The sequence below is a fragment of the Streptomyces cavernicola genome, from assembly GCF_029968035.1.
GTDB classification, from domain to species: domain Bacteria; phylum Actinomycetota; class Actinomycetes; order Streptomycetales; family Streptomycetaceae; genus Streptomyces; species Streptomyces cavernicola.
The window spans coordinates 1-16,562 of the sequence record NZ_JASCIQ010000070.1 but is presented as its reverse complement, the minus strand read 5'-3'; the positions used below and the strand labels follow the sequence as shown (position 1 = coordinate 16,562).

General features: G+C 69.0%; 19 protein-coding genes. 10 read left to right on the top strand and 9 right to left on the bottom strand.

The window, feature by feature from the left end; translation table 11 throughout:
- The 5 genes from QIS96_RS36765 to QIS96_RS36745 all read left to right on the top strand — a co-directional run.
- Positions 1-625, top strand: a 625-nt coding sequence (locus QIS96_RS36765) for an acyltransferase family protein (RefSeq protein ID WP_349017440.1), incomplete at its 5' end; no start/stop codon positions are given.
- Positions 622-1,056: a GNAT family N-acetyltransferase gene (locus tag QIS96_RS36760; protein ID WP_282547231.1), complete on the top strand. Its 435-nt coding sequence runs from the start codon at positions 622-624 to the stop codon at positions 1,054-1,056. The genes QIS96_RS36765 and QIS96_RS36760, both read left to right, overlap by 4 nt.
- 160 nt (positions 1,057-1,216) lie before the next feature.
- On the top strand, positions 1,217-1,750 hold the full coding sequence (locus tag QIS96_RS36755) for a DUF6153 family protein (RefSeq protein ID WP_282547230.1): 534 nt from the start codon (positions 1,217-1,219) through the stop codon (positions 1,748-1,750).
- 157 nt (positions 1,751-1,907) lie between these two features.
- Complete coding sequence (locus QIS96_RS36750) at positions 1,908-2,543, top strand: DUF305 domain-containing protein (protein WP_282547229.1); 636 nt, start codon at positions 1,908-1,910, stop codon at positions 2,541-2,543.
- Positions 2,544-2,928: 385 nt separating this feature from the next.
- Positions 2,929-3,609: a DUF1326 domain-containing protein gene (locus tag QIS96_RS36745; RefSeq protein WP_349017441.1), complete on the top strand. Its 681-nt coding sequence runs from the start codon at positions 2,929-2,931 to the stop codon at positions 3,607-3,609.
- Between the two features lie 25 nt (positions 3,610-3,634).
- Here QIS96_RS36745 and QIS96_RS36740 read toward each other — a convergent pair whose 3' ends face one another.
- The 3 genes from QIS96_RS36740 to QIS96_RS36730 form a co-directional block, all read right to left on the bottom strand.
- Positions 3,635-3,913: a hypothetical protein gene (locus QIS96_RS36740; RefSeq protein WP_282547227.1), complete on the bottom strand. Its 279-nt coding sequence runs from the start codon at positions 3,911-3,913 to the stop codon at positions 3,635-3,637.
- A 638-nt stretch (positions 3,914-4,551) separates the two neighbouring features.
- Complete coding sequence (locus QIS96_RS36735) at positions 4,552-4,950, bottom strand: VOC family protein (protein WP_282547226.1); 399 nt, start codon at positions 4,948-4,950, stop codon at positions 4,552-4,554.
- Positions 4,951-5,099: 149 nt separating this feature from the next.
- Positions 5,100-5,369 (bottom strand): hypothetical protein, encoded by a 270-nt coding sequence (locus tag QIS96_RS36730; protein WP_282547225.1) that lies wholly within the window; start codon positions 5,367-5,369, stop codon positions 5,100-5,102.
- 106 nt (positions 5,370-5,475) lie between these two features.
- Here QIS96_RS36730 and QIS96_RS36725 point away from each other — a divergent pair, with 106 nt between their 5' ends.
- A complete protein-coding gene (locus tag QIS96_RS36725; protein ID WP_282547224.1) occupies positions 5,476-6,156 on the top strand; it encodes a TetR/AcrR family transcriptional regulator in 681 nt (226 codons plus the stop codon).
- A 58-nt stretch (positions 6,157-6,214) separates the two neighbouring features.
- On the opposite strand, the gene QIS96_RS36720 is transcribed toward QIS96_RS36725, so the two are convergent.
- Together QIS96_RS36720 and QIS96_RS36715 are read right to left on the bottom strand one after the other, a co-directional pair.
- Positions 6,215-7,423: a serine hydrolase domain-containing protein gene (locus QIS96_RS36720; protein ID WP_282547223.1), complete on the bottom strand. Its 1,209-nt coding sequence runs from the start codon at positions 7,421-7,423 to the stop codon at positions 6,215-6,217.
- Positions 7,424-7,783: 360 nt separating this feature from the next.
- Positions 7,784-8,272, bottom strand: coding sequence for a glutathione peroxidase (locus QIS96_RS36715; RefSeq protein WP_282547222.1), 489 nt, complete (start codon positions 8,270-8,272; stop codon positions 7,784-7,786).
- A gap of 367 nt (positions 8,273-8,639) precedes the next feature.
- Between QIS96_RS36715 and QIS96_RS36710 the strand changes: the two genes are divergently transcribed.
- Complete coding sequence (locus QIS96_RS36710; protein ID WP_282547221.1) at positions 8,640-10,118, top strand: FG-GAP repeat protein; 1,479 nt, start codon at positions 8,640-8,642, stop codon at positions 10,116-10,118.
- 343 nt (positions 10,119-10,461) lie between these two features.
- On the opposite strand, the gene QIS96_RS36705 is transcribed toward QIS96_RS36710, so the two are convergent.
- Positions 10,462-10,851 (bottom strand): VOC family protein, encoded by a 390-nt coding sequence (locus QIS96_RS36705; RefSeq protein WP_282547220.1) that lies wholly within the window; start codon positions 10,849-10,851, stop codon positions 10,462-10,464.
- 564 nt (positions 10,852-11,415) lie between these two features.
- Between QIS96_RS36705 and QIS96_RS36700 the strand changes: the two genes are divergently transcribed.
- Both QIS96_RS36700 and QIS96_RS36695 read left to right on the top strand, forming a co-directional pair.
- The gene (locus QIS96_RS36700) at positions 11,416-11,703 is read left to right on the top strand and encodes a hypothetical protein (protein WP_282547219.1); all 288 of its coding nucleotides are present in this window, start codon (positions 11,416-11,418) and stop codon (positions 11,701-11,703) included.
- Between the two features lie 291 nt (positions 11,704-11,994).
- On the top strand, positions 11,995-13,509 hold the full coding sequence (locus QIS96_RS36695) for a multicopper oxidase family protein (protein ID WP_282547218.1): 1,515 nt from the start codon (positions 11,995-11,997) through the stop codon (positions 13,507-13,509).
- 25 nt (positions 13,510-13,534) lie between these two features.
- On the opposite strand, the gene QIS96_RS36690 is transcribed toward QIS96_RS36695, so the two are convergent.
- Positions 13,535-14,194, bottom strand: a complete 660-nt coding sequence (locus tag QIS96_RS36690; RefSeq protein ID WP_282547217.1) for a hypothetical protein — start codon at positions 14,192-14,194, stop codon at positions 13,535-13,537.
- Positions 14,195-14,430: 236 nt separating this feature from the next.
- Between QIS96_RS36690 and QIS96_RS36685 the strand changes: the two genes are divergently transcribed.
- Positions 14,431-14,721 carry a hypothetical protein gene (locus QIS96_RS36685; protein WP_282547216.1) on the top strand — a complete coding sequence of 97 codons (291 nt, stop codon included), beginning with the start codon at positions 14,431-14,433 and terminating at the stop codon, positions 14,719-14,721.
- A gap of 386 nt (positions 14,722-15,107) precedes the next feature.
- Here QIS96_RS36685 and QIS96_RS36680 read toward each other — a convergent pair whose 3' ends face one another.
- Complete coding sequence (locus tag QIS96_RS36680) at positions 15,108-15,548, bottom strand: hypothetical protein (protein WP_282547215.1); 441 nt, start codon at positions 15,546-15,548, stop codon at positions 15,108-15,110.
- Between the two features lie 365 nt (positions 15,549-15,913).
- The gene (locus QIS96_RS36675) at positions 15,914-16,228 is read right to left on the bottom strand and encodes a hypothetical protein (RefSeq protein ID WP_282547214.1); all 315 of its coding nucleotides are present in this window, start codon (positions 16,226-16,228) and stop codon (positions 15,914-15,916) included.
- Between the last annotated feature and the right edge of the window lie 334 nt (positions 16,229-16,562).

Genomic DNA, 16,562 nt, shown 5'->3' with positions numbered 1-16,562 from the left:
CGACGACCTCGACCTCCAACGCGTCCTGCAGTTCCTGCCGTTCTTCGTGCTCGGCCTCTGCCTGAAGCCGGAGCACTTCCGCCTGGTCCGCCGCCGCGAGGCCCGCATCATCGCCGTGCCGGTCTTCGCCGCGGCCCTGGTCTTCGCGTACTGGGCGGCGCCCCGCATGAACGCCGCCTGGTTCTACCGCCGCGACAGCGCGCAGGAACTCGGCGTGCCCGGCTGGGTCGGCCTCCCCATGACCCTCGGCATGTTCGCCTGCTCGCTGATCCTGGTGGCGTGCTTCTTCGCCTGGGTCCCGGGCCGCCACATGTGGGTCACGGCCCTCGGTGCGGGCACCCTCTACGGCTATCTGCTGCACGGCTTCCTCGCCAAGGGCTCCCGCTTCTGGGACTGGTACGAGGTCGACTGGGTCCACACGCCGCTCGGCGCGATCGGCGTCACCGTCTTCGCCGCCGCCCTCATCACGGCCCTGTGCACCCCACCGGTCCAACGCATGTTCCGCTGGGCCATGGAGCCCAAGATGGACTGGGCCTTCCGAAAGCCCGACAGGTCCGACAAGCCTGACAAGGCCGACAAGGCCGCCAAGGCCGACTCGCGTGGCTCGCACAAACCCGTGAGATGAGCGGCCTACTGAAGCGGATGCGCCGCCGCCCCACCCCTGAAGGAGGGGCGGTGCGCTTCCGCTTCACGGCCCCGACCGCCCCGACCCGCCCGAAGCCCCCGGCGGCACCGGCGGCTTTGACGGCCCCGACGGACGTACGCGTACTGGTGGCCGTCGGCCCCGACGATCAGCTCGTCGGGCATCTTGACTACCGGCTCTGTGCCGTCTGCCGGTCCGGTTTCATCAGCAACATCGCGGTGGCCACCCACTGGCAGGGCCGCGGCGTCGGCCGCGAGGCCCTCTCCCTGCTCCTGGCCTGCGCCCCGGGCTACAGCTGGGGAACATCCCGACAGTCGGCGCAGGGCCGCGGATTCTTCGGGGCGATGCGGGCCGAGACCGGCGTGGACTTCACGGACCGCGCGGAACCTTGCGGACATGCGGTTCCGCGGTGAGTGTCGAGGGTGCGGGGCGGCGTGGGGGCGGCGTGGGGCGTGGGGCGTGAGGTGTGGGGTCTGGGGCGTTCGCCCGCGCCTCCGTGCCTCCGTACCCCCCGGTGGCCCGTATCCCGTACCGCAAGAAGAGGCGATCGAGCCCCGACCGTACGATGAGCGCATGACCTCTGCCGTGCAGCCGACGAGCCGTCGCCCTGGGCGCGGCCTTCTGCTGCTGGTGCTCGCGGTGCTGACGGGTGTCCTCGCGATGCACGGCCTGGGCCCCGGCCCGGCACCCCGTACGGCCCCCGCAGAGGCCACCGGCGCACACGGCGAGGTCGGTTCGCACGCCACCCCCGCTTCGCACGCCACCCCCGCTTCGCACAGCGCCCCCGCTTCGCACAGCGCCCCCGCTTCGCACAGCGCCCCCGGCGCGCACGGTACGTCCACGGCCCGCGAGCCCGGCGAGCACCGCGCAGCCGCCGCTCAAGAGGCCGCGGGCTGCGCGCACGACGCCGGGGGCTCGGGCCACGCGGACCACGCGGACGCGACCTGCGCGGCGTCAGGGATCGGCGCCCCGTACGCGCCTCCGGCCCTCGCGGCCGCCATGGACGCTGCGTCCGCGATCGCCGTACCGCCGCTCAGCGCGGTGCGCTCGACCGAGAGCCAGCGGGCGCCGCCCGACCTGGCCGAACTCCAACTCCTGCGGATTTAGAGCGCCCCGCACGGCGCTGCCCCACCTGTCGCTCGCTCGGGCCTTGAGCCACGAGCCAGTGAGGCGTGCGCGCCGCCGTGCTCGGAGAAACGCCCTCATTCCTTCCGTACGGACAACGCATGCCAACTAGGGCTGCGTACCAAGGAGTTGCATCACCATGAGCAGGAACCGTTCCCGCATCCGCCGTGCCGCCGCCGTCGCCGCCGCAGGTGCGGCCGCGCTCGTTCTGGCCGCCTGCGGCTCGAGCGGCGACGGCGACGCCGCCGCGCACGACGGCCACGGCTCGGCCTCGAAGTCTCCGGCCGCGTCCTCGCCGGCCAAGCAGGGCGAGCACAACGCCGCCGACGTCGCCTTCGCCCAGGGGATGATCCCCCACCACCGCCAGGCCGTGGAGATGGCCGACCTCGCCGAGTCCCGCGCCGGGTCGGACGACGTGAAGAAGCTCGCCGAGGAGATCGAGAAGGCCCAGGACCCGGAGATCAAGACCCTGTCCGGGTGGCTGACCAAGTGGGGTGAGGAGGTGCCGAAGGACGGCGCCATGGACCACTCCGCGCACGGCATGGGCGGGATGATGACGCCCGAGGAGATGGGCAAGCTGGAGAAGGCGTCCGGCAAGGCCTTCGACACCGCCTTCATGGAGCTGATGATCAAGCACCACGAGGGCGCGGTGACCATGGCGAAGACGGAGAAGGCCGACGGTTCCTTCCCTGACGCCAAGAAGATGGCCGACGCCATCATCAAGTCCCAGAGCGCCGAGATCGCCAGGATGAACGACCTGCTCGGCAAGGACTGACCCGGGCTGGTCCGGGCTGGTCCGGGCTGACCAGGACTGATTGATCCGGGCTGACCCGGACCGCTCCGGACCGCTCCGGATATGGCGTCGCGCCGGAGGAGCAGAAAGACCGAGGGGTGGCGGCCCACGAAGCCTCCACCCCTCGGCTTATACCCCAGGGGGGTACTTGACGCCCAGCATTGAGCCCGCCTAATCTCTCCTCATCGCCCGGCGATACCCCCTGGGGGTATCACTGGTCATCGCTGTCATGGATCACGAGGAGGCCACTATGTGCACTGCATCGGCAAGGTCGGCAGCGGCGGAGCCCATCCCCGCCAGTGACATCCGCACCATCGCCCGCCCCGGCGAGAACGCTGAGATCGGCGAGATCGGCGAGAACACCGAGATCGGCGAGAACACCGAGGTCGGCAAGACCGGTGAGACCGGTGAGAACGCGACCCCCGACTGGCACCTGCGGGGCGAGTGGTTCGACGTGTGCAGCTGCGCACTGCCCTGCCCCTGCACCTTCGCCCAGGCCCCGACACACGGGGACTGCCTCTTCACCCTCGTATGGCAGGTGCATGAGGGGCACTTCGGCGACGTACGCCTCGACGGCCTGGGCGTGGTCGCGCTGGGCGAGTTCACCGGGAACATGTGGATCGGGGACCCCGACGCGACGATGAAGGCCATGTTCTACATCGACTCCAAGGGCGACCAGGCCCAACGCGACGCCCTGGAGCAGATCTTCGCCGGTCGCGCCGGCGGCTGGCCCGGCCAGTTCGGCTCGCTCATCAGCGACCTCCGCGAAGTCCGGTACGCCCCCATCCGCTTCGACGCCGCCGAGGACCTCGCGTACTGGCGGGCCGACGTCGCCGACAAGGTGGCCGTCGGCGCCACCGCACTCACCGGCCCCACATCCGACCCCGCCCACCGCGTCCAACTCGTCAACGCACCCGGCGCGGAGGTCGGCCCCGGCCAGATCGCCACCTGGGGAGTCGTCGACGGCGACCATGCAGAGGGCTTCGACTTCTCCCACCCGTACCGGGGCGGCTCCAGCAAGCACTTCCCCTTCGACTGGCGCCCCTGACAACAGCCGTACTGCACAAGGCTGTTCAGCCCTGTGACGTGGGACCGGCGGCGGGTCGCCCAACCGCCGCCCGGTACTCGTCGAAGAGGCAGAAGAACAGGTCGACGGGCTCCCGGCCGGACGCCTCCGCCTCCCGCTCGATCTCCATGGCCCAGCCCAACGAGCTGTGCTGACCCGAGCGCCGCCCCAGCCATGCGGCGAAGCGCCCTTGGTCACCAGGGCTCCAGAAGGGCCAGTCATCGCCCGCACCGTGAAGGTTCAGAGCGAGCCGGTAGCCGACCAGCATCGATTCGAGATGCAGCAACGAGCATCCGCGCAACCACATCCCCGGCCGTAGTCGGATCGCGTCGAGAAATTCGTAGACGTCCTGCAGCTCGCTTGCCTGCTTCGGCGTGGACCGCGGTCCGGGCCCGGGTTCGCGGCCGGATCCGGGCCCGGGTTCGGGTTCCGGTTTCGGTTTCGGTGGCTTCGGCAATTGCTTCACTTCCTGACGAAGGGGGCCTCGGGCGGGCGCGACCGCACACTGCGCGCGACGTCCGCTCGGCGGCGAGCGCAATCAGGCCAAGTTCCGCCCCACCTACGGGTTTTGGCTCGTGAGTGATCAAGTTCGGGGGATCATTCGGCCCGCGAGGACAGAACGCGAGCAGCAGCAAGGAACGGCTGCTCGCCACCGGGCCATGGCACGGTGTGCTGGGCCGGTCGATCGCTTACGCCCTGGCCACGACGGAGCCGGCCACCCGGGTCGTACTCAGTGGGCGCCAGACCGAGACGGGCGAGCTGGGTAAGCAGACGCCGACGCCAGGAAGCCGCCTCCCACCACCACGCGCGCACCTCCGAATCCCGTATGCGCCTACCGCTGACCGGCAGTTGGGCCGACGCGCTCGCCTCCGCCTACCGCCACCAGCGGTCTGGCCGGGTTGTGGCATGGCCGGGTGGTTGCCGTCAGGCGTACTGGGCGTCGGTGGGGGTGACCCACTCGACGAACTGGACGACGACGCCGTTGGGGTCGGTTATCTGGAACAGGCGCTCGCCCCAGGGCTCTTCGCGCATCGGCATGGTGATCTGCACGCCCTCGCCGCGCAGCCGCTTCTCCTCGTCGTGGATGCCGGTCGTGGTGAAGGCGAGGATCAGGCCAGAGGCCCGCTGGTCGCGCTGGTCGGCGGGCAGCACTTCGTTGCCGCGTGCGAGCAGGACGATGTCGACCGCCGCGTCGTCGCGCGAGAGGGAGGCGAACCCCTCGGCGGCGGCCTGCTCGACGTAGCCGAGGTGGGTGGTGAAGAACCGCTGGGACGCGGCGACGTCGTCGACGGTGAGGGAGACGGTGGACGTGGTGATCTGCAAGAGGTTCTCCTCATGGCCAGCGGATGGATTGGACTCGCGGAGCCAGACGTCCCAGGCGTCCCAGACATCCCAGACGTCCCAGGAAGGCGAAGTGGGCGAGGTGCCCGAGGGGGCGAGGCGGTCGGACGTGAGCGTCGGGGGCGGCGGGGTCAATAACCGCTGCGACGCGGCAGGTTGCGGGCCGCCGGGGTGATCCGCCGGGGGCGAGCGGCTGCTGCCCGGGAGAGCTGCCGCCGATCACGGCCCCTCGATGCCGGGGTCGGGGTCGGCGGCGGCTTCGGGATCGGCATCGGCATCCCGGCCAGGCCGGGAATCGGCGTCGCGCCCGGCGCGGAGCTGCTGCCGTCCCGTCCAGCCGGGGCCTCGCAGAGATCGCCGGTGAGGCTGATGACCGTGGTGCGGGCGGGGAGTTCGCGCATGGATCCTCCTCTTCGTCCTGTCGTCGCAAACTTACAACGGGAGTAAAGTTAGCCCGAGAGGTTCATGGGTGTCAACGTAAAAATGCGACGGGGGTAAGATTGCTCCATGGCTACCGACACCGCACCGTCCACGCAGTCCGCACCTTCCGCATCGTCCGCACAGCCGACCGGCCTGCGCGAAGCCAAGAAGCAGGAGACCCGGCAGCTCATCTCCGACCACGCCACCCGCCTGTTCATCGCCCAGGGCTTCGAGCGGACCACCGTCGCGGAGATCGCCATCGCCGCGCGCGTCGCCAAGAAGACGGTCACCAACTACTTCGCCCGCAAAGAGGACTTGGCCCTGGACCACCAGGACGCTTTCGTCGAGTCGCTGGCCCGGATGGTGAGCGAAAGACAGCCCGGCGAGTCCGCCCTCGCCGCCCTTCGTCGGGCCTTCGCCGAAGCCGCCACGGCTGCAGACCCCGTCGCCGGCTTCTCCGGGCCCGAGTTCGCCCGCATGATCGCCGACAGCCCCACCCTGTCCGCCTGCCTCCGCGGCCTCCACGACCAGCGCGAACACGCCCTCGCCGAAGCCCTCGCCGAAGCCGTCGGCGTACCGCCGGAGGACATCTCGGTCCAGACCGCCGCCGGACTCCTCGGTGCGGTCCACCGCATCCTGTTTCAGCGCATCCAGGACCTGACCCTCGCTGAAAACCCCGACGCGGAGATCACCGCAACCATCACGAGAGAAGCGACCACGGCCTTCGACCTGCTGGAACCGGCCCTGGGTGACTACGCCATCGCCTGAGCACCCAATGAACACCCAATGAGAGAGGGGGAGTTGGAGTGAAGTGTGCGCCCATGCTCTAGCGCGGAGGGACCGCGCGGTCATAGACGTTGTCGGGGGTGACGATCTCGGTGATCGCTCGGGCGACCAGCGAGGACGGCTCCTGGCCTTCATGGGTGACGTCGGTGTTGAGCAGCACCACCAACGTCGCCTTCTGTGAAGGGAGGTAGACCGTCACGCTCTCGTAGCCCGGGATGGAGCCGTTGTGCCCGATCCAGCCGTCGCTCTCGAAGATGCCGAGGCCGTAGCTCGTGCCGGGGAAACCCGTCGGCAGCGTCCGAAGCCGCTGCTTCTGGGTCTGCGGGCTGAGCAGCTCCCCGGTGGCGACGACCTTGGCCCAGCGGTGCAGGTCGTGCAGGTTCGAGATCATCGCCCCGGCCGTCCAGGCCCAGCTGGGGTTCCAGTCGGTGGAGTCCTCGATCTTGCCGCTCGTCGTCTGGTTGGTGTAGCCGCGCGCATGCGGATCGGGGAACTCGGAGCCGCTGGGAAACACCGTGTGGTCGAGGCCGGCCGGGCGGATCACTCGCTCCCGGATGAAGTCGGCGGCAGGCTTGGCGCTGACCTTCTCGATCACGAGCCCGAGGAGGACCAGGTTGGTGTTGGAGTACTGGAACTGCTTGCCCGGCGCGGAGGTGTTCTTGTGCTTGAAGCCGTACGCGAGCACTTCCTGCGGCGTGTAGGAGCGGCTCGGGTCGCTCAGCACACCGCGCACGAAACCCGGGTCCTCGGTGTACGGGAACAGTCCGCTGCGCATCTCGGCGAGGTGGCGCAGCGTGATCCGGTCGCCGTTCGGCACCCCGTCGACGTACCGGGAGATCGGGTCGTCGAGCTGGATCCGCCGGTCGTCGACGAGCTCGAGCAGCGCGGTGACCGTGAAGGTCTTGGTCTCACTGCCGATCCGTGTGTACAGATCGGTGGTCATCGGCTCGCGGTCCGCCTTGTCGGCGAGCCCGGTGGCGCGGACGTAGCAGCCCTTGCCCGGCATCCACAGTCCGACGGCGACACCGGGGATGTCGGCCTCGCGGCGGACGTCCTCGATGGCCTTGTCCAGCCGAGCGGTCAGGTCGCGGCCGAGCTGGCCCGGTGGGCACTCGTCCTGGCCCTGCCGGTCGGCGCCCGCGACGTGGGGCGCGATGTCGGCGGTGGCAGGAGTCGCCATCACCGGAGTGAGTACGGACGCCACCAGCAGTGCAGCTGCGCACAGACGTCGGGAGGGAGTAGTTCGCATGTCGCGCACTTCCGGATCGAGGCTGAGGGAGCGACGCCACCATCCGGAGCCCGCGCCTGGCGGGAACCCCTCCATCGGCACGCATCCCTGCTACTCCACTCGACCAGAACCGCTGTTCGACCGCAACACGAGGAGGGCGTCCGCCCTCCAGGGTGCGCACGTACCTGCTGATGCTGAGGGCGAGCGACTCCTCCTCCCCCGAGTCCCCTGTCGCTCACGTACATCCCAAATCGCCTGCAGGGCAGAAAAGTTGGCGGCGTCTGCAGTCCAGCGACGGCAGTGGCAGTGGCAGTGGCGGGGACGGGACAGGGGCAGGCGCCCAGCTCCAGGCACGGAAGCAGGGGGAGCCGGCCGAGCGGGTCAGGCGGGCAGGATCTCCTCCAGCGCCTCCACGATCTCGTACGAGTCCGGGGTGGTCTGCGGGGAGAAGCGGGCGGCGACGGTGCCGTCGGGGGCGAGGAGGAACTTTTCGAAGTTCCAGCGGATGTCGCCCTTGTGGCCGTCCGCATCTGCTGCGCGTACGAGCTTCGCGTACAGCTGGTGCCGCCGGGGTCCGTTCACCTCGACCTTCTCGGTCAGCGGGAACGTGACCCCGTACGTGGACGAGCAGAACTCCGCGATCTCCTCGGGCGTTCCGGGCTCTTCCTCCGCGAACTGATTGCAGGGGACGCCGAGGACGGTGAATCCCCGTGCCGCGTACTTCCTCTGGAGCTGTTCCAGCTCGGCGTACTGCCGGGTGAGACCGCACTTGGAGGCCACGTTGACGACGAGGACGGCCTTGCCGCGGTACTGGGCGAGGTTCGCGGGGCCTCCTTGGAGAGCATCGATCCGTACTGCGTAAATGGACATGCTGGAGATGCTAGAAGCCTCGCTGGGCACTGCCGACCTCGAGGTCGTGCCCTCTTGCCGGGCACGGACGAGGCGACGTCTGAACTGGGCCTGGCCAACCGACAGTTCTGTGATGAACGCCCGTGACTTCTGGGGCATGAGTGTCGGCGAAACCGGTTATTGTTGCGCGCCGGCTCAGTCATGATCGACAGTCGGCCGGACGGATGTCTGTAGTGATGTTCGTTCTCTCCCCCCACGTTTGACGTTCGTTCTCCCCCCACGACAGGTTCACGGCTCCCCGACCGGGGGGCCGACGCGTTTTCACATCGGGAGACATTGCGTGATATTTGAAGAGGGAAGACAGCCCTCGTCGAGACGTAACCACCGCATGGCAACGGCCATCGCTCTCGCTGCCCTGACGGGCGGCCTGCTGGTCCCCGCTCTCGCGGGCAGCGCCTTCGCGGCGACCGGCGACCGCGCCTCGGTGTCCGGCCGCGACGGGGACTTCAACGGCGACGGCTACATCGACCTCGCCGCCTCCGCCCCCGACGCCCCGGTCGACGGTCTGGCGGGTGCCGGGGCCGTCACCGTCGCGTACGGCTCCGCCGCGGGCGCGGGCGCGGGCCAGGACGAGCGGGTCACTTTCACCCAGAACTCCAAAGGCGTCGGTGGGCAGGCGGCGGCCGGTGACCACTTCGGATTCTCCGTGGCCATCGCCGACTTCAACCACGACGGCTTCGACGATCTCGCCACCGGTGCCCCAGGAGAGGACGTCGGCGACGATCAGGACGCCGGCCTCGTCCAGATCCTGTGGGGCTCCCGGGACGGCCTGCGGGGCAGCGCCACACTCGCCGATCCCACGAGCTCCGATCAGGACGCCCACGGGCGGACCCTCGCCGCGGGTGACTTCAACGGCGACGGCAAGGACGACCTGGCCGCCGGCAACACCTCGGCCCAGGCTTGGCTGTACGCGGGCGGCATCGCCAACGACGGTGCCGACAGCGGTACTTACCCGCTGGGCAACCTGAACGCCTGGGGAGGCGAGGTCGTCGCCCTCACGTCCGGTGACGTCACCGGCGACGGCGCGGACGACCTGCTGTTCAACCACTCCCAGCTCTATCGGAGCGGGGGTGACGCAAGCACGCTGGGCCTCAACTCCTCGCCTCTGCAGGTCGGTTACCGCGGTGGCTACTCCTCGGTCTTCGGGGACTTCGACAACGACGGCTACGGGGACATCGTCCTCGGCCGTGAGGGCGAGCACGGTGGCGAGATCACCTACGTCCCGGGCCGCCCCGTCTCCCAGACCGACCCCACCTGGACGGTGGACGACGTCGAGAGGTACACCCTCACCCAGGACGACTTCGACACCCCGGGCGACGGCGACCTGTACGACCAGTTCGGCGCCGGACTCGCCGCGGGTGACATCAACGGCGACGGTCACGACGACCTCGCCGTCGGCGACCCCAACGAGGACACTGACACTGACACCGTCGCCGACGCCGGGCACGTGACCGTCATGTACGGCGGCTCCATCGGGCTCACGACGACCAACCGCCAGGTATTCGACCAGGGCACCGAGGGCGTGCCCGGCGAGAACGAGGCCGGCGACGGTTTCGGCTCCCGACTGCTGCTCAGCGACCTCAACGGTGACGGCCGGAAGGACCTCACCGTCGCGGCGCTGGGCGAGGACGGTGAGAGCGGCGCGCTCACCACGCTCCTCGGATCGGACATCACCCTCACGGCCACCGGAGCGCGCAGCCTGACCCCGACGTCCTACCTGCTGTCGACCGAGGGTCAGCCCCACCTGGGCAGCAGCCTCCAGGGACACCCGCCGATAACGCCTCAGCCGCTCCCTGACGTCGGCTAGGAGCGCGGATCCCGGAAACGGGAGGGCCCAGGCCGGGGTACGGGAACCCGGGCCTGGGCCGTCCGCGGACGATGCCGACCTGTCATACGGAGCGGTGATCACTCGTGCGACGAGCTGTTCACGGCCGGCGAGGCGCTGCTGCACTGGTGGACGGACCGGCTGGATCAGGTCGAGGACGCGTTCACGGAGGCGTAGGTCGGCCGACGCTCGACACCGCACACCGCACACCGCACACCGTCTCACCTGGTCCCCCTGGCGCCGTCGCCACCAAGCCCGGTCCTGCACCTGTCGCTATCGGCGCCGGCAGCCACGGCATGAAGGTGACGGTCTGTCGGTTGGAGTATTAGGCCGCCGGAAAGCCGTGGTTGACGGCCTCGACGTTGTTGCCGTCGAGGTCGCGGAAGAAGACTCCGTAGTAGGTGGGGTGGTACTCGGGCCACACCCGCGGCTCATGCAGAATCTCCGCCCCCGCGGCGACGGCGGCCCGATGCACCTCGTCCACCAGCTCCCTGCTCGCCGCCGTGAACGCGATGTGCACCTCGCGGTTGCCGGCCCCGCCGGCCTGCCCAAGCCAGAAGTGCGGGGCCCCGTCCGGGCCGGACAGGCCGATCACGGGCGCACCGTCGCGCTCGTAGCGCATCGTCTCCCGGACCCCGAGCGGAGCCAGGGCCGCGGTGTAGAGCGCCGCCGAGGCGTCCGGGTCGGCGACCTGGATGGAGAGGTGGTCGAGCATGGTGCCTCCGGACAACAGCTGGGAGGGGTGAGGGGTCGGGGGCAGACTAGCGATCCCGGACGGCGTCGTAGCGGAGGTGGCGCGGACGTCGTTTCCGGCCCCCTCGTCATTGGTCACCTGGCCCCAGACTGGTCACCTGGCCCAGCTCCACGGTGAGCAGCACGTGATCGCTCGAAGCGGCCCCACCGCCGCTGGCCTGCGGGCGAGGTCACAGGGTGGGGCCACCGCGGACCGTCGTCGAACGCCTGTCGGCGCCGGCGATGGCCCATTCGGTGGGGCCACTCGTGGACGTCGAGCCCACGGAGGTCGAAGCGCCACTGCCGAGGCTCGACACCGCACACCGTCTCGCCTGGTCCACCCTGGCGCCGTCGCCAGGCAGCCCGACCTGCACCTGTCACTATCGGTGCCAGGCAGCCACGGCATGAAAATCACGATCTACGGCTGGAGTACCAGGGCAGTGAAGATCAGGGGACAGGGCGACGGTGGCTCGTCGCCGCACTGACCGCTTCTGCGGTACTCACCTCAGGGTGTACGGACTCGCTCGACCCCGACGAACTGCCCGGCGTGTACCGCAACGAAGAGACCGGCGGCGAGATCACGCTCGGTTCCGACGGGACGTTCTCGGCCACCGACGTGTCGACTGACGGGTCCTCAAGTCCCGGTGATTTCAGCGGCCGGTGGGAGTACGTCGACAGCGCGTCGAGCGACTTCATCATGCTGGACATCAAGGACGGCGGACGCCGCAAGGTCACGGGCGTCCAGCTTTACCCGAGCGGGGAGTCGACGGTGGAGTTCCGCGCCCCGGACGAGCCACCGTCCCTGGTGCTCACCAGTGTGGCCGCTGCTCCGTAGATTCGGTGGCCCTCATGGGTCGGCAGGGCTGCGTTCACGTGTCGCGATCGTCGTGCGCAGGGCATTGAGGTACCCGGAGAGCTCGCGAATCTGGGCTCGGATCACGTCCGGGGCCGGCATGCGCCCTCCGATGCGACCACGCCTGCTGCGCCGACTGCTGCCGGTGCCCGGTGCTTTTCGTCAGCCCCAGGTCGAACCAGGGAAACCCTTAAGGGACATGGGAATTGATTCGGGGTCGGATCGGGGCTCTTCCCTGATGTCGTTGCGGGGGCCCGCCGGGACGCTGGAGGCATGTCTCGTCTGAAGCGCGTCCTCATTCTCCTCACGACGATGGTCGTCGCCATCTGCCTCGCGCTCGGCGGCGGGTTCCTGTGGCTGTACTCCGACGCCAAGGTGTCCACTGTGGGTTCAACCGACTTCAACAACGAGCTGAAAGTGCCGCCGCTCGCGAAATCAGTGGTGAAGCGCGATGGGACCCGCGTCTTCGATCTGACGATGAGGGCTGGGAAGAAGGAGTTCCGGGCCGGGCAGAAGACGTCGACCTGGGGCTTCAACGGGGACTACCTCGGGCCCACGCTCCGTGCTGCGCGCGGAGAGAAGGTCCAGGCGAAGATCAAGAATTCCCTGGGCGAGGAGTCCACCGTGCATTGGCACGGAATGCACCTGCCCGCAGAAATGGACGGCGGCCCACACCAGATGGTGGCCCCCGGCGCGACCTGGACGCCGCACTGGACCGTGAACCAGCCGGCCGCGACCCTCTGGTACCACCCGCATCCGCACGGCAAGACGGAGAAGCATGTGCAGCGGGGGCTCGCCGGGATGTTCCTCCTCGACGACGAGAAGTCCGGCCGTCTGGCGCTGCCGAAGAAGTACGGTGTCGACGATCTGCCGGTCATCGTCCAGGACGTGAAGTTCGACGGGGCAGAGTTTGACCACGGCCACAAGCTGATGTCGGACACCGGGTTCCTCGGGAACCGGACGATGGTCAACGGCACCCTCGATCCGTACAAGGAGGTCGGCGACGAGCTCGTACGGCTGCGGCTCCTCAACGCCTCGACCGCGCGCATATACGACTTCGGATTCTCCGACGCCCGGGACTTCGCGCTGATCGGGACGGACGGCGGCCTGCTGGAGAAGGCGACCCGGATGGACCGGATCCGGATGTCGCCGGGTGAGCGAGCGGAGATCGTGGTGCGGATGAAGCCGGGCGAGAGGACCACTCTGCGCAGCTTCCCGAACGACTCCTACGCGGACTCCTGGTCGACGCGCTTCGCGGGCGGTGACGACTCCTTCGACGTACTGCAGTTGCGGGCGAAGAAGACGCTGCGGGACTCTCCCGAACTACCCGCCGCCCTGGGCGAACTGGAGGTTCCGGACGGGTCGGACTCCGTGCGCGGACGGTTCTTCGGCCTGCTCACCTCCGGCATCAACGGCAAGAAGATGGAGATGGGCCGGATCGACGAGACCGTCACCCGAGGCACCGCGGAGACCTGGACCGTACGCAACGAGCACAGCACGCCCCACAACTTCCACATCCACGATGTGCAATTTCGCGTGCTGGAGGTGGACGGCAAGGAACCGCCGGCCGAGTTGCGCGGCGCGAAGGACACGGTCTTCGTCCCGGGGAACACGACGGTGAAGCTGGCGATGCGCTTCGACGGGCCGGCGGACCCGGACACTCCGTACATGTACCACTGCCATCTCCTGTTCCACGAGGATCTGGGGATGATGGGGCAGTTCGTGGTCGTGGAGAAAGGCCGGAAGGCGGGCAAGGTGCATGCCCCGCACGCGCACACGGGCCCTTAAGGGCGTTTCCGGTCCGCCTGCGTCGTCAGCAGGGTGATGAAGGCTCTCTCCTTCCAGGACTGCCGGTGGTCCCTCCACTGGCCCCGAACGTTTCCTCGACGTACAACGCGACTGTGTTTCGCAGGCCGGTGAAGTCGGTCTCCGCCGGATCGAGGTGCTTGAGGCTGGCCAGGCCGATGCGCTTCTGGCTCGGGCACTTCTCGTCGAGGGTCCGGGTGGACAGGACGTAAAAGGTCCACTGGTCGAGGTTCAGGGGATCGAGCGTCTGCTTGTGCTGGTGGTGCAGCAGGCAGAACACGTACACGTCGGAGCGCCGCAGCACTTCGGTCGAGGTCTTGCCGGTCTGGTTGTCCCAGCCGGCGGCCGGCGCGATGGAGAACGAGATCTCCGAGAGCCGCCTCTGCCTCCACGACTGCAGGTACGCCGCCGACTTGACCTCGACGCGCCACCCCTCGGGCGTGCGGATGTCGACGATGTCCCATTCGGTACGCGTACCGGTCTCCGCGCCCAGGGCGGTGGCCACGAGGTACTCGGCGAGGATGCCGCGCATGGTGTTGTTGGCCAGGTCAGAGCATGCCCAGCTCCAGAACGCGCCCAGCTTGCCGATGGTGTCTCCGTTGATGCGTATTGGTTCGTCGGCACTGCGGCGGGTGATGTCCAGCGGACCGAGGTCGGCTGCGGTCATGTTTCTTCGTCCCCCAGAGAGCTATTCGGACTCCGGCAGCCAGCTTGGCATCAGGTACTGACAAAGGGAGTCGGCGCGTGCGATTCAGGTGGGATCGGCGGCGGGTGCGCGGTGAGGCGACGGCAGCATCTGCCGGGCAGCTGCGGGCCGTTGGGGCGTTCGGGTCGTCCCAGCCGGCCGGGTCGGATGTGGCCGTCGGAGGTCCGTCGCCCAGGACGAGGAGTCCGAACCCGGGGATGCTGTACGGGACTTCGCCGAGCAGGGTCGCACGTACGACCTGCCGTCCCGTCGGCTCTGCGGGCACCACGTCCCGGGTGCCCGCATCGCGCCGTGCGCGCCGTACCAGCCACCCGGCGAACAGCAGGGAGATCAGCAGAAAGGGCGGGATGCTCGCCGCCGTGACGAGCAGGGCCTGCCGCAGGCCGGTGGCCGTCGTACTGCCGGTGAATCCCGTGACGCCCACGCAGAGAGCGGCCAGGCAGGCTGCAGCCATCGGCCCGGAGACGATGCTCTTCGCGTACGGGTAGCGGTATTTGCCCCGCCGGGCCAGTCCGAGCAGGAGCAGTCCGAGGGGCAGGAGGAGGAAGCCGAACGCCGCCGGCAGTCGCCAGTTCCTGGACGGAGAGTCCCAGGTCTCCTGGACGGCGGCCCCGTGCGCGACGGTCCGGATATTGCCCTTCCAGTACGTCAGGGTCACCTCGTCGCCGGGGCGCACGGCGGTGCGGACGGGGCGTTTGCCGTCCAGGCGGACCTCTGCCTCGTTGCGCACGCGCGCGAGGACGCCGCAAACGACCTGTGTGAATGGAGCCCGGTGGAGGGGGGAAGAGGCAGTCCGATCGGCGGCCGCAAAATCTGCTTCGGGTCTCCATATTGCAGGTCGAAGTGGCGTCCTCGGCGCATTTTTCCCTGTGAATCAGAGGCGGCGCATCCAGGTCGCGATGCCGTGCCCAAGTGCCAGGTAGATCACAGCGGGCAGGCCGTAGTTGAGGAGAACGCGCAGCCCTTCCACGTCCATCGTGAAGATGTCCTGGGCCCACCAGCCGAACCACTCGGCCGTGCCCTGCACGAATCCGACGAACGGGTTCGCGCGGTTGGCGTCGAGGAGGTACAGCAGGATCCACAGGCCGAGGAACGCGGCCGCGACATCGCCGATCGACTGGATCAGCAGGGCGGCGTGGCGCTGCCCTGAACCGTCCCGGGGACGTTCACGGCGGGCGGGACCGGCGGGGTAGGCCGGCTGCGGAGCCGGGGCGGCCGCGGGGTGGGGCCCGTGGCCAGGAGTGGGGGCAGGTCCGTGTCCGTACGGGTCCGGGCCGTTGTGCGGCTGCCGGGAGTAGGGGTCGAAGTCACTCATGGGGGGATACCAATCCGGCGCATTCACGCCTCGGATACAGAGACGAACCACGCTCTGCTGCCGCGTGGGGCAACAGCCGTGGTTCGAGTACGGGGCACGGCCCGTACTGTCTTCTGCGTCGGAGAGCGGCCCGCGCGTTACATGAGTCCGGTGATCTTCTCGGCGATCAGCGACAGGGAGCGGCACATTGCGTGCGCGCCGAATTCACGAATCGGGCGCAATATGCCGCCCCCTCAAAGGACTTGGCCCCGGTTGAGTCGTTCACGGCCGTTTTGAGAACGGGCCGCCTGGAGTTCTGCGACCGCTGGGGACAGAGCGTCAGACCTTATCAAGCCGAAAAAGGGTCGGTGTAACGCAGTGCACCGTCAGCTTTCTTGCTCCGCAGCCTTCTTCGCTGCCTTCTCCTGCTGCTTCCCGGTTTCTTCGGCAGATTTCCGCTGTTCCTCGGCAGCCTTTTGCTGGTCTCGCGCGGCCTTCTTGCCCGGTTCCGTTGACTGGCTGCCCTGCTCGTCGGCCATGGGCGCTTCGGACTGCTGGGCCTGGGCCGTGGTGGAGGCGGCAGGCTGGGAGGGCTTCCGCCGTTCCTGGCCACTGGAATCTGGCGAAGCGGCCGTAGGGGAGGAGGGTGCGCGCGCTGCGGTGTCCTTGGCCAACATCTCCAGAACGAGCGCCGCCGGCATGACCTCACACCGTTCGCCGCATCGCTCGTGGCCGGACCGACCGTGGTTCACGGAATCCACACCGGCGCGGACGAGCTGTCGCCACGTCCGCGCCGGGCGCGCACCCGCATGACACACGGGGGAAAGTGTCGGGCGGATCCACTCGCCGATGACCGGTCGGCTCACTTTCGACCCGTCACCGGCCCGGTGAGCGTCACACTCGTCTACGGGACCACCGACATGCCGTCTCCGGGCCGCGGCGGGGCCTGCCCCTCCCCACACCGTGCGGGCCTGAGTGCCAGCCGGCACGCACCTGACCACCTGATTGCGCAGTAACCAGTTGACGACGGGCCCA